At 60.3% G+C, this 18398-nt stretch carries 17 protein-coding genes; 3 read left to right on the top strand and 14 right to left on the bottom strand.

The genetic code is table 11. From position 1 onward, the window contains the following. Positions 1–297 precede the first annotated feature (297 nt). The 11 genes from pcaC to pcaR form a co-directional block, all read right to left on the bottom strand. On the bottom strand, positions 298–690 hold the full coding sequence (pcaC, locus tag AB3226_RS20990) for a 4-carboxymuconolactone decarboxylase (RefSeq protein ID WP_008147336.1): 393 nt from the start codon (positions 688–690) through the stop codon (positions 298–300). A 10-nt stretch (positions 691–700) separates the two neighbouring features. After that, complete coding sequence (gene pcaD, locus AB3226_RS20985) at positions 701–1507, bottom strand: 3-oxoadipate enol-lactonase (protein WP_367374447.1); 807 nt, start codon at positions 1505–1507, stop codon at positions 701–703. Between the two features lie 11 nt (positions 1508–1518). Further along, positions 1519–2883, bottom strand: a complete 1365-nt coding sequence (locus AB3226_RS20980) for a 3-carboxy-cis,cis-muconate cycloisomerase (RefSeq protein WP_367374446.1) — start codon at positions 2881–2883, stop codon at positions 1519–1521. A gap of 45 nt (positions 2884–2928) precedes the next feature. After that, on the bottom strand, positions 2929–4224 hold the full coding sequence (locus tag AB3226_RS20975) for an MFS family transporter (RefSeq protein WP_367374445.1): 1296 nt from the start codon (positions 4222–4224) through the stop codon (positions 2929–2931). 186 nt (positions 4225–4410) lie between these two features. Beyond that, the gene (gene pcaG / locus AB3226_RS20970) at positions 4411–4977 is read right to left on the bottom strand and encodes a protocatechuate 3,4-dioxygenase subunit alpha (protein WP_367374444.1); all 567 of its coding nucleotides are present in this window, start codon (positions 4975–4977) and stop codon (positions 4411–4413) included. Between the two features lies 1 nt (position 4978). Further along, the gene (pcaH, locus tag AB3226_RS20965; protein ID WP_367374443.1) at positions 4979–5683 is read right to left on the bottom strand and encodes a protocatechuate 3,4-dioxygenase subunit beta; all 705 of its coding nucleotides are present in this window, start codon (positions 5681–5683) and stop codon (positions 4979–4981) included. Between the two features lie 37 nt (positions 5684–5720). Continuing rightward, positions 5721–6926 (bottom strand): 3-oxoadipyl-CoA thiolase, encoded by a 1206-nt coding sequence (pcaF, locus tag AB3226_RS20960; RefSeq protein ID WP_367375823.1) that lies wholly within the window; start codon positions 6924–6926, stop codon positions 5721–5723. Continuing rightward, positions 6923–7702: a CoA-transferase subunit beta gene (locus AB3226_RS20955; protein ID WP_008005876.1), complete on the bottom strand. Its 780-nt coding sequence runs from the start codon at positions 7700–7702 to the stop codon at positions 6923–6925. The genes pcaF and AB3226_RS20955 overlap by 4 nt, the downstream gene beginning before the upstream one ends. Next, on the bottom strand, positions 7702–8559 hold the full coding sequence (locus AB3226_RS20950) for a CoA transferase subunit A (protein WP_367374442.1): 858 nt from the start codon (positions 8557–8559) through the stop codon (positions 7702–7704). The genes AB3226_RS20955 and AB3226_RS20950 overlap by 1 nt, the downstream gene beginning before the upstream one ends. Before the next feature lie 285 nt (positions 8560–8844). Then, positions 8845–10191 (bottom strand): MFS transporter, encoded by a 1347-nt coding sequence (locus AB3226_RS20945; RefSeq protein ID WP_367374441.1) that lies wholly within the window; start codon positions 10189–10191, stop codon positions 8845–8847. A gap of 287 nt (positions 10192–10478) precedes the next feature. After that, complete coding sequence (gene pcaR, locus AB3226_RS20940) at positions 10479–11321, bottom strand: pca regulon transcriptional regulator PcaR (protein ID WP_007903845.1); 843 nt, start codon at positions 11319–11321, stop codon at positions 10479–10481. Positions 11322–11990: 669 nt separating this feature from the next. Between pcaR and AB3226_RS20935 the strand changes: the two genes are divergently transcribed. Both AB3226_RS20935 and AB3226_RS20930 read left to right on the top strand, forming a co-directional pair. Then, complete coding sequence (locus tag AB3226_RS20935; RefSeq protein ID WP_007903846.1) at positions 11991–12191, top strand: hypothetical protein; 201 nt, start codon at positions 11991–11993, stop codon at positions 12189–12191. A gap of 377 nt (positions 12192–12568) precedes the next feature. Then, positions 12569–14044: an inorganic phosphate transporter gene (locus AB3226_RS20930; protein WP_367374440.1), complete on the top strand. Its 1476-nt coding sequence runs from the start codon at positions 12569–12571 to the stop codon at positions 14042–14044. 271 nt (positions 14045–14315) lie between these two features. Here AB3226_RS20930 and ccoM read toward each other — a convergent pair whose 3' ends face one another. The 3 genes from ccoM to AB3226_RS20915 form a co-directional block, all read right to left on the bottom strand. After that, positions 14316–14426 (bottom strand): cytochrome c oxidase subunit CcoM, encoded by a 111-nt coding sequence (gene ccoM, locus AB3226_RS20925; RefSeq protein WP_277397045.1) that lies wholly within the window; start codon positions 14424–14426, stop codon positions 14316–14318. A gap of 144 nt (positions 14427–14570) precedes the next feature. Next, positions 14571–14732, bottom strand: a complete 162-nt coding sequence (locus AB3226_RS20920) for a hypothetical protein (protein ID WP_007906621.1) — start codon at positions 14730–14732, stop codon at positions 14571–14573. Between the two features lie 104 nt (positions 14733–14836). Beyond that, entirely contained in the window at positions 14837–15178 is a 342-nt protein-coding gene (locus tag AB3226_RS20915; protein ID WP_052966937.1) for a hypothetical protein, read from the bottom strand. A 229-nt stretch (positions 15179–15407) separates the two neighbouring features. Between AB3226_RS20915 and rapA the strand changes: the two genes are divergently transcribed. Further along, the gene (rapA, locus tag AB3226_RS20910) at positions 15408–18254 is read left to right on the top strand and encodes an RNA polymerase-associated protein RapA (protein WP_367374439.1); all 2847 of its coding nucleotides are present in this window, start codon (positions 15408–15410) and stop codon (positions 18252–18254) included. Positions 18255–18398 lie beyond the last annotated feature (144 nt).

The raw sequence follows: 18398 nt of genomic DNA, 5'->3' as shown, positions 1-18398 counted from the left end.
TGGCAATCTTCCAATCACATCAATATTGAATGCACTGCCGCCATCGCGGGCAAGCCCGGCTCCCACAGGGATCTTCGGTGAACACAAAATTGGCGTTCATGCCGGACAACTGTGGGAGGGGGCTTGCCCGCGATGGCAATCTTCCAATCACATCAATATTGAATGCTCTGCCGCCATCGCGGGCAAGCCCGGCTCCCACAGGGATCTTCGGTGAACACAAAATTAGCGTCACGCCGCACACCTGTAGGAGCGAGGCTTGCCCGCGAAGGCGTCAGCTCAGGCAACAACTTTCGCGGATCACTCCCGGGACTCAACCCCCAACTCATCCCACACCGATTCAGCCAGGTGGAAGGTCGCGTTGGCCGCCGGGATGCCGCAGTAGATCGCGCTCTGCATGATCACTTCCTTGATCTCGCCGCGGGTCACACCGTTGTTGGCGGCGGCGCGCAGGTGCAGTTTGAGTTCTTCGTTGCGGTTCATGCCGATCAGCATGGCGATGGTGATCAGGCTGCGGGTGTGGCGCGGCAGGCCCGGGCGGGTCCAGATATCGCCCCAGGCGTGGCGGGTGATCATCTCCTGGAACTCCGAGTTGAATTCGGTCAGCGCGTTCAGGCTGCGGTCGACATGGGCGTCGCCGAGGACTGCACGGCGGACTTTCAGCCCTTCGTCGTAACGTTGTTTCTCATCCACGAAAGAACCCTCAATGAGCCGACAGAAACGCCAGCACCCGCTTGCTGAACGCAGCGCCGGCCTGGACGTTGGACAGGTGCGCGGCGTAGAACTCGGCGTACTCGGCTCCTTGCACATGCTCCTGAATGAATCGCCCACCGGACGGCGGCGTCACCGCATCTTCAGTGCCGGCGATCACCAGCAGCGGCACCTGAATCGAGGACAACTGATCGCGGAAATCGGCATCACGTACCGCCGCGCAATTGGCCGCGTAACCTTCAGGCGAAGTCGCCGCGAGCATGTCGGTAATCCGCTTCACCACTGCCGGATTAGCCTCGGAAAAATCCGCGGTAAACCAGCGCGCAATCGATGCATCGCGCAGGGCAACCATTGCCGCCGCGCCGTCACGCAGCACAGTTTCGATCCGTGGATTCCACACCGACGGATCGCCGATTTTCGCCGCTGTGTTGCACACGATCAGTGTGTTCAAACGTTGACCGGCATTGATCCCCAGCCACTGACCGATCAACCCGCCCATGGACAGTCCACAGAAATGTGCGCGTTCGATGTGCAAGGCATCCAGCAGCGCCAGCACGTCGCGGCCCAGTTGCTCGATGCTGTACGGCCCCGGCGTCACCAACGATTGGCCGTGACCACGGGTATCAAAACGCAGCACGCGAAAATGCTCGGTGAGCGCCGGGATCTGCGCGTCCCACATATGCAAGTCGGTGCCCAGTGAGTTGGACAGCACCAGCACCGGCGCCTCGACCGGGCCATCGAGTTGCGGCCCTTGAATTAGGTAGTGCAGTTCGCCCTCGGCGAGTTGTACGAATGCCACAGCAGTCTCCTTCAAGCGGTCAACGCAAAATGTTCAGCCACCGCTCGCTCGACCCAAGTATGGGCCTGACCGAGGTAATGGGCGGGGTCCAGCAGACGATCGAGTTCAGCGTCCGACAGCTCGGCAGTCACCTGCGGCTCGTCGCCGAGTACCGCGCGCAGATGACGTTGTTCGGCCACTGCGCGCTTGCAGCATTGCTCCAGCAGATGGTGCGCGGTGTCGCGACCGACTCGTTGCGCCAGCACGATGCTCACGGCTTCGGCCAGCACCAGGCCCTGGGTCAGGTCGAGGTTGCGCGTCATTCGGTCGGCGTCCACTTCCAGTCCGTCGGCCACCTGCAGCGCTTGCTGCAGGCTGCCTGACACCAAACAGCAGATCTCCGGCAGGGTTTCCCATTCGGCATGCCACAGGCCCAGACTGCGTTCGTGCTCCTGCGGCATGGCGCTGAACAAGGTCGAGAGCAAACCCGGCACCCGCGTCGCCGCGCCGATCAGCACCGCTGCGCCCACCGGGTTGCGTTTGTGCGGCATGGTCGAGGAACCGCCCTTGCCCGGCGCCGACGGCTCGAACACTTCGCCGGCCTCGGTCTGCATCAACAGGCTGATATCGCGGCCGAGTTTGCCGAGGCTGCCGGCGATCAATCCAAGCACCGCGCCGAACTCCACCAGACGATCACGCTGGGTGTGCCAGGGTTGATCCGGCAAGGTCAGTTGCAGTTCTGCGGCCAAGGCTTCGGCAATCGGCATCGCCTGCTCGCCGAGGGCCGCGAGGGTGCCGGAGGCGCCACCGAATTGCAGCACCAGCAGGCGCGGTTTGAGCTCCAGCAGGCGCTGACGGCTGCGCGTCACCGCCCCCAACCAACCGGCGATTTTCATGCCGAGGGTGACGGGCGTCGCGTGTTGCAACCAGGTGCGCCCGGCCAACGGCGTGGCGACGTAACGCCAGGCCTGGGTCGCGAGGGTTTCCCCCAGTTGCGCCAGATCAGCTTCGATCAGTTCCAGCGCGCGGCGCATTTGCAGCACCAGGCCGGTGTCCATTACATCCTGGCTGGTCGCGCCCAGATGCACGTAACGCTCGGCTTCGGCATCGCTCTTGGCGATCTGCTTGCCCAATGCCTTGACCAGTGGAATCGCCGAATTCCCTGCCGTGGCAATCGCCTCACCAAGCGCGACGAAGTCGTAATGCTCAGCCCGACATGCCGCTTCGATAGACGCGACAGCCGTCTGCGGAATCAGCCCGACCCGCGCCTCGGCCCGAGCCAGTGCTGCTTCGAAATCAAGCATGGCCTGAACCCGGCCCTGATCGCAGAACACCTCACGCATGTCGCGTGCGGTGAAGTAGGCATCGAACAATTGATTGCCCGGTCGCTGGTTCATAAACAGTCCTTGCAGGCGCGGGCCGGTCAGGCCCCCGCGTAAAGATCAAAGGTCGTTTTGCAAATACTTCGCCTGTTTCGGCAGACGCAGGCTGAACAGGAACGCGACCGCCATCATCACCGTCACGTACCAATAGAACGAGTTTTCCATGCCGCCGGCTTTGAGACTCAGCGCCACATACTCCGCCGAACCGCCGAAGATTGCATTGGCCACCGCATACGCCAGGCCGACGCCCAAGGCGCGCACCTCTGGCGGGAACATTTCGGCTTTCACCAGACCGCTGATAGAGGTGTAGAAACTCACGATCGCCAGCGCCAGTGTAATCAGGACAAAGGCCAGGAACGGACTGCTGACACTTTTCAGGCTCAACAGGATCGGTACGGTGAACAACGTCCCGAGGGCGCCGAACCACAGCATCGAATTGCGCCGGCCGATCTTGTCGGCGAGCATGCCGAAGAACGGTTGCATGCACATATATAGGAACAGCGCGCCGGTCATGATGTAGCTCGCGGTCTTGGCGTGCATGCCGGCGGTATTCACCAGGTACTTCTGCATGTACGTGGTGAAGGTGTAGAAAATCAGCGAACCACCGGCGGTATAACCCAGCACGGTAATGAAGGCAGCCTTGTGATCGCGGAACAGCGCACGGATGCTGCCGGCGTCCTTGTTTTCACGCATTTCCTTGCTACTGGTTTCCTTGAGCGCACGACGCAGGAACAACGAAATCAACGCAGCGGCCGCACCGACCATGAACGGAATTCGCCAGCCATAGGCACGCAATTCATCCTCGCTGAGGAACTGTTGCAGGATCACCACCAGCGACACCGCCAGCAGCTGCCCGCCAATCAGCGTGACGTACTGGAATGAGGCAAAGAAACCGCGCTGGCCCTTGAGGGCCACTTCGCTCATGTAGGTCGCGGTGGTGCCGTACTCGCCGCCCACCGACAAGCCCTGCAGCAAGCGCGCGAACAACAGCATGATCGGCGCCCAGACCCCGATGCTGTCGTAGGTCGGCAGGCAGGCGATGAGCAACGACCCGAAGCACATCATCAGAATCGAGATCAACATCGAATTCTTGCGCCCGTGTTTGTCCGCCACTCGACCGAAGATCCAGCCGCCGATAGGCCGCATCAGAAACCCGGCAGCGAATACGCCCGCCGTGTTCACCAGCTGCACCGTGGGGTTGTCGGAGGGGAAAAACGCCGGGGCGAAATAGATTGCGCAGAACGCGTAAACGTAAAAGTCGAACCATTCAACCAGGTTGCCGGACGAGGCGCCGACAATCGCAAAGATCCTTTTGTTGCGTTCTTCACTGGTGTAGAGAGCTGTGAGGGTTGTCATCGTTCTTCACTCTTTTGGGGACCGTGAGAGTCTAGACACATTTAGCAACAATCCCGTTCCACAATTGGCAATGCTATCCCTGTGGGAGCGGGCTTGCCCGCGATGACTGAGTCATATCCAGCATTAATGGTGACTGACCCAACGCTATCGCGGGCAAGCCCGCTCCCACAGGTTTGCGGCGCTCAATCAATAATCAAAAAACACCGTCTCCGCATCCGTCCCTTGCAGAATCACATTCCACTGATAAACACCCGCAGCATCCTGCTTCGCCAGCAAGGTCCCACGGCGTTCGGCAGGTACGCACTCCAGCAGTGGGTCCGCCACGTTGGCCGGTTCGCCGCCAAAGTAAATCCGCGTCAGCAAGTGCTTCACCAACCCGCGAGCAAACACCAGCACCACCAAATGCGGCGCCTGGGTCGTGCCTTTCAAGCCTTCCACTGTGCCCGGTTTGATCGTGGTAAAGCGGAAGCGCCCTTGCGCATCCACCGGCACCCGGCCAAACCCTTCAAAGTTCGGGTCCAGGGGTTTGTCTTGATCGTCTTCGGGGTGGTCGTACTTGCCGGCGGCGTTGGCCTGCCACACTTCCAGCATGGCGTCGTTGACGAAGTCGCCATTGCCATCGACGACTTGCCCGGTGATCGCCACGCGCTCGCCGCGGGTCTGCGCAACGGTCAGGTCTTCGCGGTTCAGCCAGGTCAGGCCGATGTGGTAATACGGCCCGACGGTGTGGGACGTGGTCGCGTTCAGCGTCATCTTATTTCTCCATCGGCGTGGCATCGCGGCCGCGCAAGACGATGTCCCAGCGATAACCGAGGGCGTAGGAAGGGATGGTTTTTTCCAGGTCGAAACGGGCGATCAGGCGCTCTTTGGCACTCGTATCAGGCACGCAGTTGTAGATCGGGTCGTAGGCCAGCAACGGGTCGCCCGGAAAATACATCTGGGTCACCAGGCGCGTGAGAATACTCGGCCCGAACAGTGAGAAATGGATGTGCGCCGGGCGCCAGGCGTTGTGATGGTTACCCCACGGATAGGCGCCAGGCTTGATGGTCTGGAACTGATACCAGCCATCGGCGTCGGTCACGGTGCGGCCAGTGCCGGTGAAGTTCGGGTCCAGCGGCGCATCGTGCAGGTCGCGCGCGTGGTTGTAACGACCAGCGGCGTTGGCCTGCCAGATCTCCACCAGAATCCCCGCCACCGGCAGACCGTTTTCATCCAGCACACGGCCGTGAATGATGATCCGTTCGCCCAATGGCTCACCCGAGTGCTGGACGGTCAGGTCGCTGTCCTGCTCCTGGATGCGCTCGGCGCCAATGGTCGGGCCGGTGATTTCCGACAGCGAATGAGGCAAAAACACCAACGGCTTGGACGGCGAGCGGAGGTTGGTGGATTGATAGGCCGGGTGCAGGTACTCCGGCTGGGTGCCCTCTTGCGGGCGGCGGTAACCAGGCTTGTCAGTCATGAAGCATTCCTCAGTTCTTATTAGTCACTGCTACGCGTCAGACGCGCTCGATCGCCAAGGCCAGACCTTGGCCGACACCGACGCACATGGTCGCCAGACCTTTCTTGCCACCGGTCTTTTCCAATTGATGCAGCGCGGTCAGTACCAAGCGTGCGCCGCTCATGCCCAGCGGATGGCCCAAGGCAATGGCGCCACCGTTCGGGTTGACCTGGGCCGCGTCATCCGCCAATCCCAGTTCACGCAGCACGGCCAAGCCTTGGCTGGCGAAGGCTTCGTTGAGCTCGATCACGTCGAAATCGCTGACCGCCAGGCCCAGGCGCTCGGTCAATTTACGCACCGCCGGCACCGGGCCGATGCCCATCACCCTAGGTGCGACACCGGCACTCGACATGCCCAGCACTTTGGCGCGGGCGGTCAGGCCGTGTTTTTTTACGGCGTCGCCGGAGGCCAGAATCAACGCCGCCGCACCGTCGTTCACACCCGAGGCATTGCCGGCGGTAACGGTTTTGTCCGGGCCATTGACCGGTTTGAGTTTGGCCAGGGTTTCCAATGTCGTGTCAGCGCGGGGATGCTCGTCTTGTGTAACGACACTTTCACCCTTCTTGTGGGCAATGCGCACTTCGACGATTTCTTCGGCAAAAAAACCTGCGGCTTGCGCGGCCGCTGTGCGTTGCTGACTGCGCAGGGCGAAAGCATCCTGATCGGCGCGGGAAACCTGGTAGTCGTCGGCCACGTTATCGGCGGTCTGCGGCATCGCGTCCACGCCGTACTGGGCTTTCATCAACGGGTTAATGAAGCGCCAGCCAATGGTGGTGTCTTCGAGCTTCATGTTGCGCGAGAACGCCGCATCGGCCTTGCCCATCACGAACGGTGCGCGAGACATCGACTCGACGCCGCCGGCAATCGCCAACTCCATCTCGCCACTGGCGATGGCCCGGAACGCCGTGCCGATCGCATCCATGCCCGAAGCGCAAAGACGGTTGAGGGTGACCCCGGGAATGGTTTCCGGCAGGCCCGCCAGCAGCAACGCCATGCGTGCCACGTTGCGGTTGTCTTCGCCGGCCTGGTTGGCGCAACCGAGGAACACCTCGTCCACCGCACTCCAGTCCACTGACGGGTTGCGCGCCATCAGCGCCTTGATCGGCACGGCGGCCAAGTCGTCGGCGCGAACCGCCGACAGGCCACCGCCGAAACGGCCGATGGGGGTGCGAATGGCGTCACAGATATAAACGTCACGCATCAGGCTTCTCCGGGTGCTTGGCCGTGGGCCGCAGCGGTGCGGGCTTCCAGATCGCGCAGTGCGGTCAGCTCGACATCGGTTGGCTCGGCAGTGTTTTCTACCTGATCAGCGAAGCGAATCGCCCAACCGGTGGCGGCAATCACTTGCTCGCGAGTCACGCCTGGGTGCAGCGCGGTGACCACGAATTCATGGGTATCCGCTTCGGGCTCCATGATGCACAGGTCGGTAATGATGCCGACGGGACCGGCACCCGGCAGGCCGAGACGCTTACGCGAATCACCGCCTTCGCCATGACCGACCGAGGTGATGAAGTCGAGTTTGTCGACAAAGGAACGCGCCGACTGCTTGAGGATGATCAGCACACTCTTGGCGGAACCGGCGATCTCCGGCGCGCCACCGGCACCCGGCAGGCGAACTTTCGGCTGATGGTAGTCGCCCACCACCGTGGTGTTGATGTTGCCGAAGCGGTCGACTTGCGCGGCGCCGAGAAAACCGACGTCGATGCGCCCGCCCTGCAACCAGTAGCGAAAAATCTCACCGGTCGGGACGACAGTGTCGGCGGTTTCCGCCAGTTCACCGTCACCGATCGACAGCGGCAGTACGCTGGGCTTGGCACCGATCGGACCCGATTCATAGATCAGGACTACATCTGGCGAGGAAGTCAGACGTGCCAGGTTGGCGGCTTTCGACGGCAGGCCGATGCCGACGAAGCACACCGAACCGTTTTTCAGACGGCGGGCGGCGGCGACGGTCATCATTTCATTGGTGGTGTAAGTCATTACTTGGCCTCCGAAGCGGCGGCCAGTTTGGCCTGGAACTCGCTGAAGTCAGCGCTACCGTGGATGTACTCGTTGATCCACGCGGTGAAGGTTTCACGGTCGCGGGCAATCGGGTCCCAGGCTTGATAGAAGCGATTGTCCCGTTCGGTGTAACCGTGGGCGTAGGACGGATGCGCGCCACCCGGTACATGGCAGACCGCGCTCAAGGCCCAGGTCGGCAGCACGCAAGCGTTCATCGGTGCGTTGAGGTCGTCGACGATTTCTTCAACAGTGACGATGCAGCGCTTGGCGGCCAGCGCCGCTTCTTTCTGCACGCCGAGAATGCCCCAGAGCAGTACGTTGCCTTTGCGATCGGCTTTCTGCGCGTGAATCACAGTGATGTCCGGGCGCACCGACGGCACCGCCGCCAGCACTTCGCCGGTGAACGGGCACGTGACGGTTTTGATCAGCGGGTTGACCTTTGGCAGGTCGGAGCCGGCGTAGGCACGCAGCACCGCGAACGGTAAGCCCGAAGCGCCCGCGACGTAGGCATTGGCCAGGTCAGCGTGGCTGTGTTCTTCGATTTCCAGCGCATGCGGCCACTGCCTTTCGACCGCGTCACGCAGACGGTGCAGCGAGCCCACGCCTGGGTTACCGCCCCAGGAGAAAATCAGCTTGCGAGCACAACCGGCACCAATCAACTGGTCATAGATCAAGTCGGGCGTCATCCGCACCAGGGTCAGATCTTTCTTGCCCTGACGGATGATTTCATGACCGGCCGCCGTAGGAATCAGGTGAGTAAAGCCTTCGAGCGCGACGGTATCGCCGTCGTTGACGAACTGCTTTACCGCGTCATGCAGCGAAAGGATTTCAGCCATGGGGCAGGCTCCCGTTTTGTTATGAACCGACAGTGGTAGAAAAAGGCGCGAGGTTCAGCGCCGGAATGACTGAAGAGTAAGCCCCTGGAAAACGCCAAACAATCCGATAATCGACTGAGTGTTCGTTTATCGAACAGATTGTTGTCTCCCTACCGATCCCTAAAAGCATCGCGGGCAAGCCCGCTCCCACAGGTTGATGCGCAATCCTTGTGGGAGCGGCGGTGCGGCGATCCGACTTGCCCGCGAAGAGGCCATCAGACTCGCTAAAGAATCTGAAATCCGTCCTCAGGTCGCATCTGCATGGCTGACCATGCCCTTGATCACCACCGCAGTAGTCGCCAACGCAGCCGGAATCACCAGCGCCGTCAGCACCTGTTCGAAATTCCAGCCCAGACCCAGCAACGTTGCGCCCATCCATGCACCGAGGATCGCGCCGAAGCGGCCAATCCCGAGCATCCACGACACACCGGTCGCCCGCCCTTGAGTCGGGTAGAACCGCGCCGCCAGCGACGGCATCGCCGATTGCGCGCCGTTGACACACATCCCGGCCACCAGTACCAAGGTCGCCAGCAATGTGATGTTGCCCAGGCTCTGCCCTACCGCGTAGGCAAACACCCCGGCGAACAAGTAGAAAATGCCGATGACCTTGTGCGGATTGAACCGGTCCATCGCCCAGCCCACACCCACTGCGCTCAACACCCCACCGAACTGGAACAGCGCACCAATGAATGCGGCCTGCTCCATGCTCGCGCCGCTGTCGCGCATCAGCGTCGGCAGCCAACTGGTCAGCAGGTAAACGATCACCAGGCCCATGAAGTACGTCAGCCACAGCAACAACGTGCCGGTGCTGTAAGTGCCGGAGAAGATCACCGCAAACACATTGCGCGCCTTCACGGTTTTCTGTTCCGGCACGCTGAAGCTCGAAGCCTGGGCCACCACCGTCGGGTCGATCGGCGCCAGGGCCTTGCGCACTTTGTCCGTGCCGCGATTGCGCACCACCAGATAGCGTGCCGATTCCGGCAACCAGAACAGCAAGACGACGGCGAGGATCAACGGCAGAACCCCGCCGATCATCAACAGACTGTGCCAGCCGAAGGCCGGGATCAGTTTGGCCGAGATGAATCCGCCCCCGGCCATGCCAAGGTTGAAGCCACAAAACATGCTGGTCACCAGCAGGGATTTCTTGCGCTCCGGGGTGTATTCGGACAGCAGCGTGGTGGCATTCGGCATGCCGGCACCCAGGCCCAGGCCGGTGAGGAAACGCAGTACCAGCAGCTGATCGACGTTGGTGCTGTAGGCCGACGCCAGGCTGAAAGCGCCGAACAACAGCACCGCGCCCACCAGTACGACTTTTCGTCCGAAGCGGTCAGCCAAAGGGCCGGAACCCAAGGCGCCGAAGACCATGCCGATCAACGCCGCACTCATCACCGGGCCGAGACTGGCGCGATCGATGCCCCAGTCCTGGGACAGTGCAGGCGCGATAAAACCCATGGCCGCGGTGTCGAGGCCATCGAGGAAAACAATCAGGAAACATAGAATCACCACCCGCCATTGGTAGCGCGAAATGGGTTGAGCGTTGATGAAGGACTGCACGTCGAGGCAGTTTCCTACGGCAGACTGAGGCTGGTTCATTATTTTTATTCCACGCAAAGAACGCAGTCGAACAAGTGCCAGTCAGGGCTGACGCGGTCACTGGAAAAGGAGGTCGGGATCAGGCGTTCCGGTTTCGGCAGCTAAACCGGTGGGAACAGCGACAGTCGGGAAACGTGCGCATGACGATGCCTCTTCTCATTATTATTGGGGCGGATCCGGCGGCTGACTGAAGGCCAACAGTGCCGGATGACGCTGCCGCGACATTAATGATCCAAGGGAAAGAGCGTCAATTCGATAAACGCGACTCTGTGCGTTTATCGAACAGCTTAGGCGAAGAGTTGCGCGCTCAGGTCACGACTGGCGCTTAGCAGACCGGGCAGGAAACGCTGTTCCAGCTCGCTGCGACTGACCCGGCCGGCGTGGGTGCTGACGTTTAACGCCGCCACCACTTGCCCGGAAGCGTCGTACACCGGAACGGCAATCGAGCGCAGGCCCTGCTCCAGTTCCTGATCAACGATGCACCAGCCTTGTTGCCGTACCTCTTGCAGGCATTCGAGCAACGCCTCGGGGGTATGCAACGTGCGACTGGTCTTGGCTTGCAGCTCTGCATGGTCGAGATATTCGCGCAGTGACGTGTCGTCCAGCGCGGCGAGAAGAATCCTGCCCATGGACGTGCAATAGGCCGGTAAACGTCCACCCACCGAGAGGTCTACGGAAATCAGTCGCTGGGTGGTCGCCGAGCGCGCAATGTACAAAATGTCATCGCCTTCCAGCGTGGCCATGTTGCAGGCCTCATGCAGTTGCTCGCTCATGCGGTCCAGGTACGGCTGGGCAGAAACCGCCAATGGCGTCGACGACAAATAGGCATGGCCCAGGGTCAGTACTTTGGGCAGCAGCGAATAGGTACGTCCGTCGGTGGTGGCGTAGCCGAGCTTTATCAGGGTATGCAGGCAACGTCGCACTGCGGCGCGGGGAATTTCCGTGCGATGGCTGATCTGCGCAATGGTCAGGTGCCGCTTGCGCTCCTGGAACGCTTGCACCACCGCCAGACCACGGGCCAGGGAGGTCATGAAATCCGGGTCACCGGTCAGGGCCTGGATTCGCTTGGCGGGCGAGGCAACGATCGGCGGTGCCACTGAAGCGAAGGAATTGCGCATTTGATCGTTCATATCAGTTGTTTCCCACACGGATCAGCGACTATTACAAGCGGCTCCCGGTCTGACACACAAGCCACCGGCCACCAAGATTGGGCGATTATCGAACCGCAGGCCGATAATCGCAATCGATGGTTGCTTAGGGTGAGCCATACTGCTTTCACTCCTCATGCAATACGATTGTTATTTTTGGTCACTACTTTAAAGAAGCACAGGTGTACTAATTCATTCGGCTTAATGGCGCCAGAAAGTCAGCACTGTAACTGGCATCACCTGCACCGTAGTTACCAGTAAAAGTTTGCGAGTAACAAAACAATCACACACGAGGAACTACTTTTAACTCTCAAGAGATAGTGTTCTTCGGATCGACCGCTATAATGCATCTCAGTGGCGAGCGGTTTTTTACGTGCCGATTCTGCCAACCGGCAGCGCAATATCCATTGCCGCTGTCCGCAGCAAGCGCCTGACGCTCATTTCATATGCACCGCCAACGCGCTCGCTGAAACAGGAGACTGATGCTACGTCAGCTGTTTTTCTCTGGTGCCGTGGCCGCCTGCAACAAGGACGAATTGATTGCTCCGAGGGAACGATGCCGTGTCAGGCATTGTCCCTTCAACGAGCGTGGTCAATAAATCGATGCAGCGCGTTTCACCAGAATTAATCTCAACTCAATCAGGTAGCACTGTGACGAAAGACGAACTGCGCGCGGAACTTGAGCGCCAGGAACAACGTTACAAGGAAGTTTACGGCGGGGAAGTCACCACCTACGCCGCTCAGCCCGAACCCGAACGCAAACCCTGGCGTAAACGCGCCACCGTTCAGGACCAGGCCTTCTCCCAGGAATTGCAGAAGATGGAAAAGGAACTCAAAGCCGAAGAGCCATGACCGCCTCGGCCTGATCCTTTCAAGAGCCTGCGTCTGCACCCGTTAAAAGCGGGTTGTGTCGATGATGCTTTTCGCGCCCGCTACAAGCGGGCAGCGGTCCCCCTCATCCGTTGGATGAGGCAAATGGCTCCTGTCTGACCCTTTTCTCAGATATTTCACACAAGCGTTCAAGCCTCTCGCCCCGACGGGAGAAACCCTTGTGGCTGCGGCCTTTCCAAGTAAATTCAATGACTTGTAGAACCCCGAAAAAACCTGGGGCGCGGGGGATTGCCACAAATTAATTCGTTGAAGAATGTTACCGATGAGCAGCAAGTGCATCGATTTGCAGTCTTTTCTGGCATAATCGCGCCCCCTTACGACCGGGTCAGAAAACCTTCATGATCGATTTATTCAGCGGACTGGATGCTTGGGTGCTTGTGAGCCTCTTGCTCGCCCTGGCCTTTGTCCTCGCGTTCGAGTTCATCAACGGCTTTCATGACACCGCAAACGCGGTGGCCACTGTTATCTACACCAAAGCCATGCCGCCTCATCTGGCGGTGTTCTTTTCCGGTGTGTTCAACTTCCTCGGCGTGCTGCTGGGCGGTGTGGGCGTGGCATATGCCATCGTCCATTTGCTGCCGGTAGAACTGCTGATCAATGTGAACACCGGTCACGGACTGGCCATGGTGTTCTCGTTGCTCGCCGCCGCCATCACCTGGAACCTGGGCACTTGGTACTTCGGTATCCCCGCCTCCAGCTCCCACACGCTGATTGGTTCGATCCTCGGTGTCGGCCTGGCCAACGCCCTGATCAACGATATTCCGTTGGCCGATGGCGTGAACTGGCAGAAGGCGATCGATATCGGTGCGTCCCTGGTGTTCTCGCCGATGGCTGGCTTCCTGGTCGCTGCCCTGGTGCTGATCGGCCTTAAATGGTGGCGTCCGCTGTCCAAGATGCACAAGACCCCGGAACAGCGCCGCAAGATCGACGACAAGAAACACCCGCCGTTCTGGAACCGTCTGGTGCTGGTGATTTCGGCGATGGCAGTCAGCTTCGTGCACGGCTCGAACGATGGCCAGAAAGGTATCGGCCTGATCATGCTCGTGCTGATCGGTATCGTGCCGGCGCAGTTCGTTCTCGACCTGAACAGCACCACCTACCAGATCGAGCGGACTCGCGATGCGACCCTGCACCTGAGCCAGTTCTACAAGCGCAATGCCGATACGCTGGGTGAATTCCTGGCCTTGGGCAAAAGCGTGGAAGGTGATCTGCCAGAAAAATTCCGTTGCAACCCGCAACAGACCGAGCCGACCATCTCCGCCCTGCTAGACACTCTCAAAGGCGTAGCCGACTACCACTCGCTGCCGTCGGAAAGCCGCATTGAAGTGCGTCGTTACCTGCTCTGCCTGGACGACACGGCGAAGAAAGTCAGTAAGTTGCCTGGCCTCGCAGCCCGTGAAAAGGCAGACCTGGACAAGCTGCGCAAAGACCTGACCACCACCACCGAATACGCCCCGTTCTGGGTGATTCTGGCGGTCGCACTGGCACTGGGGCTGGGTACCATGGTGGGCTGGAAACGCGTGGTACTGACCATTGGCGAGAAGATCGGCAAGCAAGGCATGACCTATGCCCAAGGCATGTCGGCGCAGATCACCACAGCGTGCATGATCGGTCTGGCCAACATCTTCAGCCTGCCGGTTTCCACCACCCACGTCCTGTCTTCAGGCGTGGCCGGTACCATGGTCGCCAACAAAAGCGGCCTGCAAGGCGGCACCGTCAGAACCATCCTGCTGGCCTGGGTCTTGACCCTGCCCGCCACCGTGGCCCTGTCGGCCGGCCTGTTCTGGCTGGCGTCGAAGGCACTGGGTAGCTGATACACCGCTACTGAAAAAGGCGCGTTCCGTGAGGTTCGCGCCTTTTTTATTGCCGCAATTTTAGCTACACAACCGATCGACTGTGGGAGCGAGCCTGCTCGCGATAGCGGCTAATCAGTCAACATTTTCATCGCGCCGGACACTGTCATCGCGAGCAGGCTCGCTCCCACACTGGTTCTGCGCACTCTGATAGAAAACTACAGACAAAAAAAAGGGCGACCGAAGTCGCCCAAAATGCCTTGCGTGCTCATTGCTCCAGAAAGACCTACGGTTATTTCCGCTTATGCGAATCCTTCCAGATAAAAAATCCAAACCCTGCAAAAAACAGAACCATGAGGCCGACTGTCAGCACTCCGGCGATCACCACGTTGTCGAAAAACATGACTAGCCTCCTGCACTTGCCGTGTTGCGATGGGGCTAAGTTAACCAATCGGGCAGGAGAGAAAATTGACCGGGATCAATGCCGCCCGAGACAGGCGTAAAAGGAAGGGAAATAACTGACCTGCATCAACCGATGCAGGGTGTTTCAACGCTTTTTCGGTTTGTTCTTCGGCTTTTTCTTCGCTTTGCCCAACGGCATCGCCTGCTCGAACGCCTGGCGCACTTCGTTCAGGCGCTTTTCATTAAGGTCATGAACCCGCTTGGCGCGTTCGGTGTTGAGGTCGATCAGCTTGTCATCTTGGCTCATGGCGTTCAGTGCATCGCTTGGAAATGAATTCAACTGCCGGTAAAGGCGACAGGATTACGCGAATAATGCGGTCTGGCGCGGGCGCTTACCAGTCATCCGACACTTCAGATTTCAATATCGACCCACAATCCCTGACGTGGCTGATCCTCCATCAACGGCACCACCGGTACGGTGTTGTCAGCATTGAGCTCATTACCGGGAATCGCCAGGTGCTCTTCGGGATCTTCATCGGCCTCACGACGGCGCCGTTCCCGTTCCTGCTGCCGACGCTGTTCCTCGCGCAGTTGCAGGCCTGCCTCTTCCGGATCGCGCTTTTGCAGGTCGATGGTGCTTTCGTTGGAGCTTTCCTGCACCGGCACCACGGGCGGAATATCCGGGCGCTGGCGAATCGGATCCTGCTGTGAAGTGATCGGTACGGCGCTCAAGGGGAGCATCGGTGGCAGCATATTATTAGTCTCCTGTCAGCAGGCTGTCGGCTGCGGGAATGGCGACTTGAGCCATCGGTCGCAAACTTGTAATCCACTTGGCACCGTAGGAGCTGGCGCAGCCTGCGATCTTTTGATCTTCATCTCCCGAAAAGTTCGCATCCGCCCTCAGCGCGCGCATGTAATCCTTTGGTCCTGAAGGCTCATTCCGTTAAGATAGCCCGCTTTTTCAAGGTGGGAGTCAGGCAGCATGGCGCAGCAGTATCAACCGGGGCAACGCTGGATCAGTGACAGCGAAGCCGAGCTGGGTTTGGGCACCGTTCTGGCACAGGACGGCCGCTTGTTGACCGTGCTCTACCCGGCCACTGGCGAGACCCGCCAGTACGCGCTACGGAATGCGCCCCTCACCCGCGTGCGGTTTTCGCCGGGTGACAGCATCACTCACTTCGAAGGCTGGAAACTGACCGTCCAGGAAGTCGACGACGTCGATGGCCTGCTGGTCTACCACGGCCTCAACGCGCAGAACGAAGTGGTCACCCTGCCGGAAACCCAACTGTCGAACTTCATTCAGTTCCGTCTGGCCAGCGACCGTTTGTTCGCCGGACAGATCGACCCGCTCGCCTGGTTCTCCCTGCGCTACAACACCCTGGAACACACCAGCCGCCAGTTGCAATCCTCCCTTTGGGGCCTGGGCGGCGTGCGGGCGCAACCGATCGCGCACCAATTGCACATCGCCCGTGAAGTCGCCGACCGCATCGCGCCACGCGTTCTGCTGGCAGACGAAGTGGGCCTGGGCAAGACCATCGAAGCCGGTCTGGTGATCCATCGCCAACTGCTCTCGGGCCGCGCCAATCGCGTGTTGATCCTGGTGCCGGAAAACCTCCAACACCAGTGGCTGGTGGAGATGCGCCGCCGCTTCAACCTGCAAGTCGCGCTGTTCGACGAAGAACGCTTCATCGAAAGCGATGCCGCCAACCCGTTCGAAGACACCCAGCTTGCACTGGTTGCGCTCGAATGGCTGGTGGACGACGAAAAGGCCCAGGACGCGTTGTTCGCGGCCGGCTGGGATTTGCTGGTGGTCGACGAAGCGCACCACTTGGTGTGGCACGAAGACCAGGTCAGCCCTCAGTACTCACTGGTGGAGCAACTGGCCGAAGTCATTCCCGGCGTATTGCTGCTGACCGCGACCCCGGAACAACTGGGCCAGGACAGTCACTTCGCCCGTCTGCGCCTGCTCGACCCGAACCGTTTCCATGACCTGCACGCCTTCCGCGCCGAGAGCGAAAACTATCGCCCGGTGGCCGAAGCCGTTCAGGAGTTGCTGGACAAAGGGCGCCTGTCGCCTGAAGCGCACAAGACCATTCACGGTTTCCTCGGCAACGAAGGCGAAGCCCTGCTGACCGCCGTCAATGATGGCGACACCGAAGCCAGCGCCCGTCTGGTCCGCGAATTGCTGGACCGTCACGGCACCGGCCGCGTGCTGTTCCGTAACACCCGCGCCGCCGTGCAGGGTTTCCCGGAGCGCAAACTGCACCCGTACCCGCTGCCGTGCCCGGCCGAATACCTCGAACTGCCATTGGGCGATCACGCCGAGCTGTACCCGGAAGTCAGCTTCCAGGCCCAGCCGGATGCCAACGAAGAAGAGCGCTGGTGGAAATTCGACCCGCGTGTCGAGTGGCTGATCGACACCCTGAAAATGCTCAAGCGCACCAAAGTGCTGGTGATCTGCGCCCACGCCGAAACCGCCATGGACCTGGAAGACGCCTTGCGCGTACGTTCCGGCATTCCCGCCACGGTCTTCCACGAAGGCATGAACATCCTCGAGCGTGACCGCGCCGCCGCCTACTTCGCCGACGAAGAATTCGGCGCTCAGGTGCTGATCTGCTCGGAAATCGGCAGTGAAGGTCGCAACTTCCAGTTCTCGCACCATCTGGTGCTGTTCGATCTGCCGTCGCACCCGGACCTGCTGGAGCAGCGTATCGGTCGTCTCGACCGGATCGGTCAGAAGCACATCATCGAACTGCACGTGCCGTACCTGGAAACCAGCCCGCAAGAACGGCTGTACCAGTGGTACCACGAAGCGCTGAACGCGTTCCTCAATACCTGCCCGACCGGCAACGCCTTGCAGCATCAGTTCGGCCCGCGCCTGCTGCCGCTGCTGGAAACCGCCGACGATGGTGAGTGGCAAGCGCTGATCGACGAAGCCCGCGCCGAACGTGAACGTCTGGAAGCTGAACTGCACACCGGACGCGACCGCTTGCTGGAACTCAACTCCGGCGGCGCTGGCGAAGGTGATGCGCTGGTCGAGGACATCTTCGAACAAGATGATCAGTTCGCCCTGCCGATCTACATGGAAACCCTGTTTGACGCCTTCGGCATCGACAGCGAAGACCATTCGGAAAACGCGCTAATCCTCAAGCCAAGCGAAAAAATGCTCGACGCCAGCTTCCCGCTGGGCGACGACGAAGGCGTAACCATCACCTACGACCGCAACCAGGCGTTGTCTCGCGAAGACATGCAATTCATCACCTGGGAACACCCGATGGTTCAGGGCGGCATGGACCTGGTCCTGTCTGGCTCGATGGGCAACACCGCCGTGGCGCTGATCAAGAACAAGGCGCTGAAACCGGGCACCGTGCTGCTGGAACTGCTCTACGTCAGCGAAGTGGTTGCCCCGCGTTCGCTGCAACTGGGCCGTTACCTGCCGCCGGCCGCCCTGCGCTGCCTGCTCGACGCCAACGGCAATGATCTGTCGACCCGAGTGTCGTTCGAAACCCTGAACGATCAACTGGAAAGCGTGCCCCGCGCCAGCGCCAACAAGTTCATCCAGGCCCAGCGCGATCAGCTGACGCCACGGATCAACGCCGGCGAAGAGAAGATCACCCCGCGTCACGCCGAGCGCGTGGCCGAGGCGCAACGTCGTCTGGCGGCGGATACCGACGAAGAACTGGCACGCCTGACCGCGTTGCAAGCGGTCAACCCGACCGTGCGCGACAGCGAACTGGTTGCCCTGCGCAAGCAACGCGAGCAAGGCCTGGCCATGCTCGACAAGGCTGCGCTGCGACTGGAAGCGATTCGGGTGTTGGTGGCGGGTTAACAACCCTCCTCCACCGCTATAAAAGAAGGCCCGCAGCGATGCGGGCCTTTTTTTGTCTGCTTGATTGTTGCGGTGTTCTGAGGGCCTCATCGCGGGCAAGCCCGCTCCCACAATGATCTCGGTTGCTCACAAAGTTTATATTCA

Origin of the sequence: Pseudomonas lini, from assembly GCF_964063345.1 — a bacterium.
Lineage (GTDB): Bacteria > Pseudomonadota > Gammaproteobacteria > Pseudomonadales > Pseudomonadaceae > Aquipseudomonas > Aquipseudomonas lini_B.
Note: the sequence above shows the minus strand (reverse complement) of the source record. Positions and strands in the feature narration are given on the sequence as shown.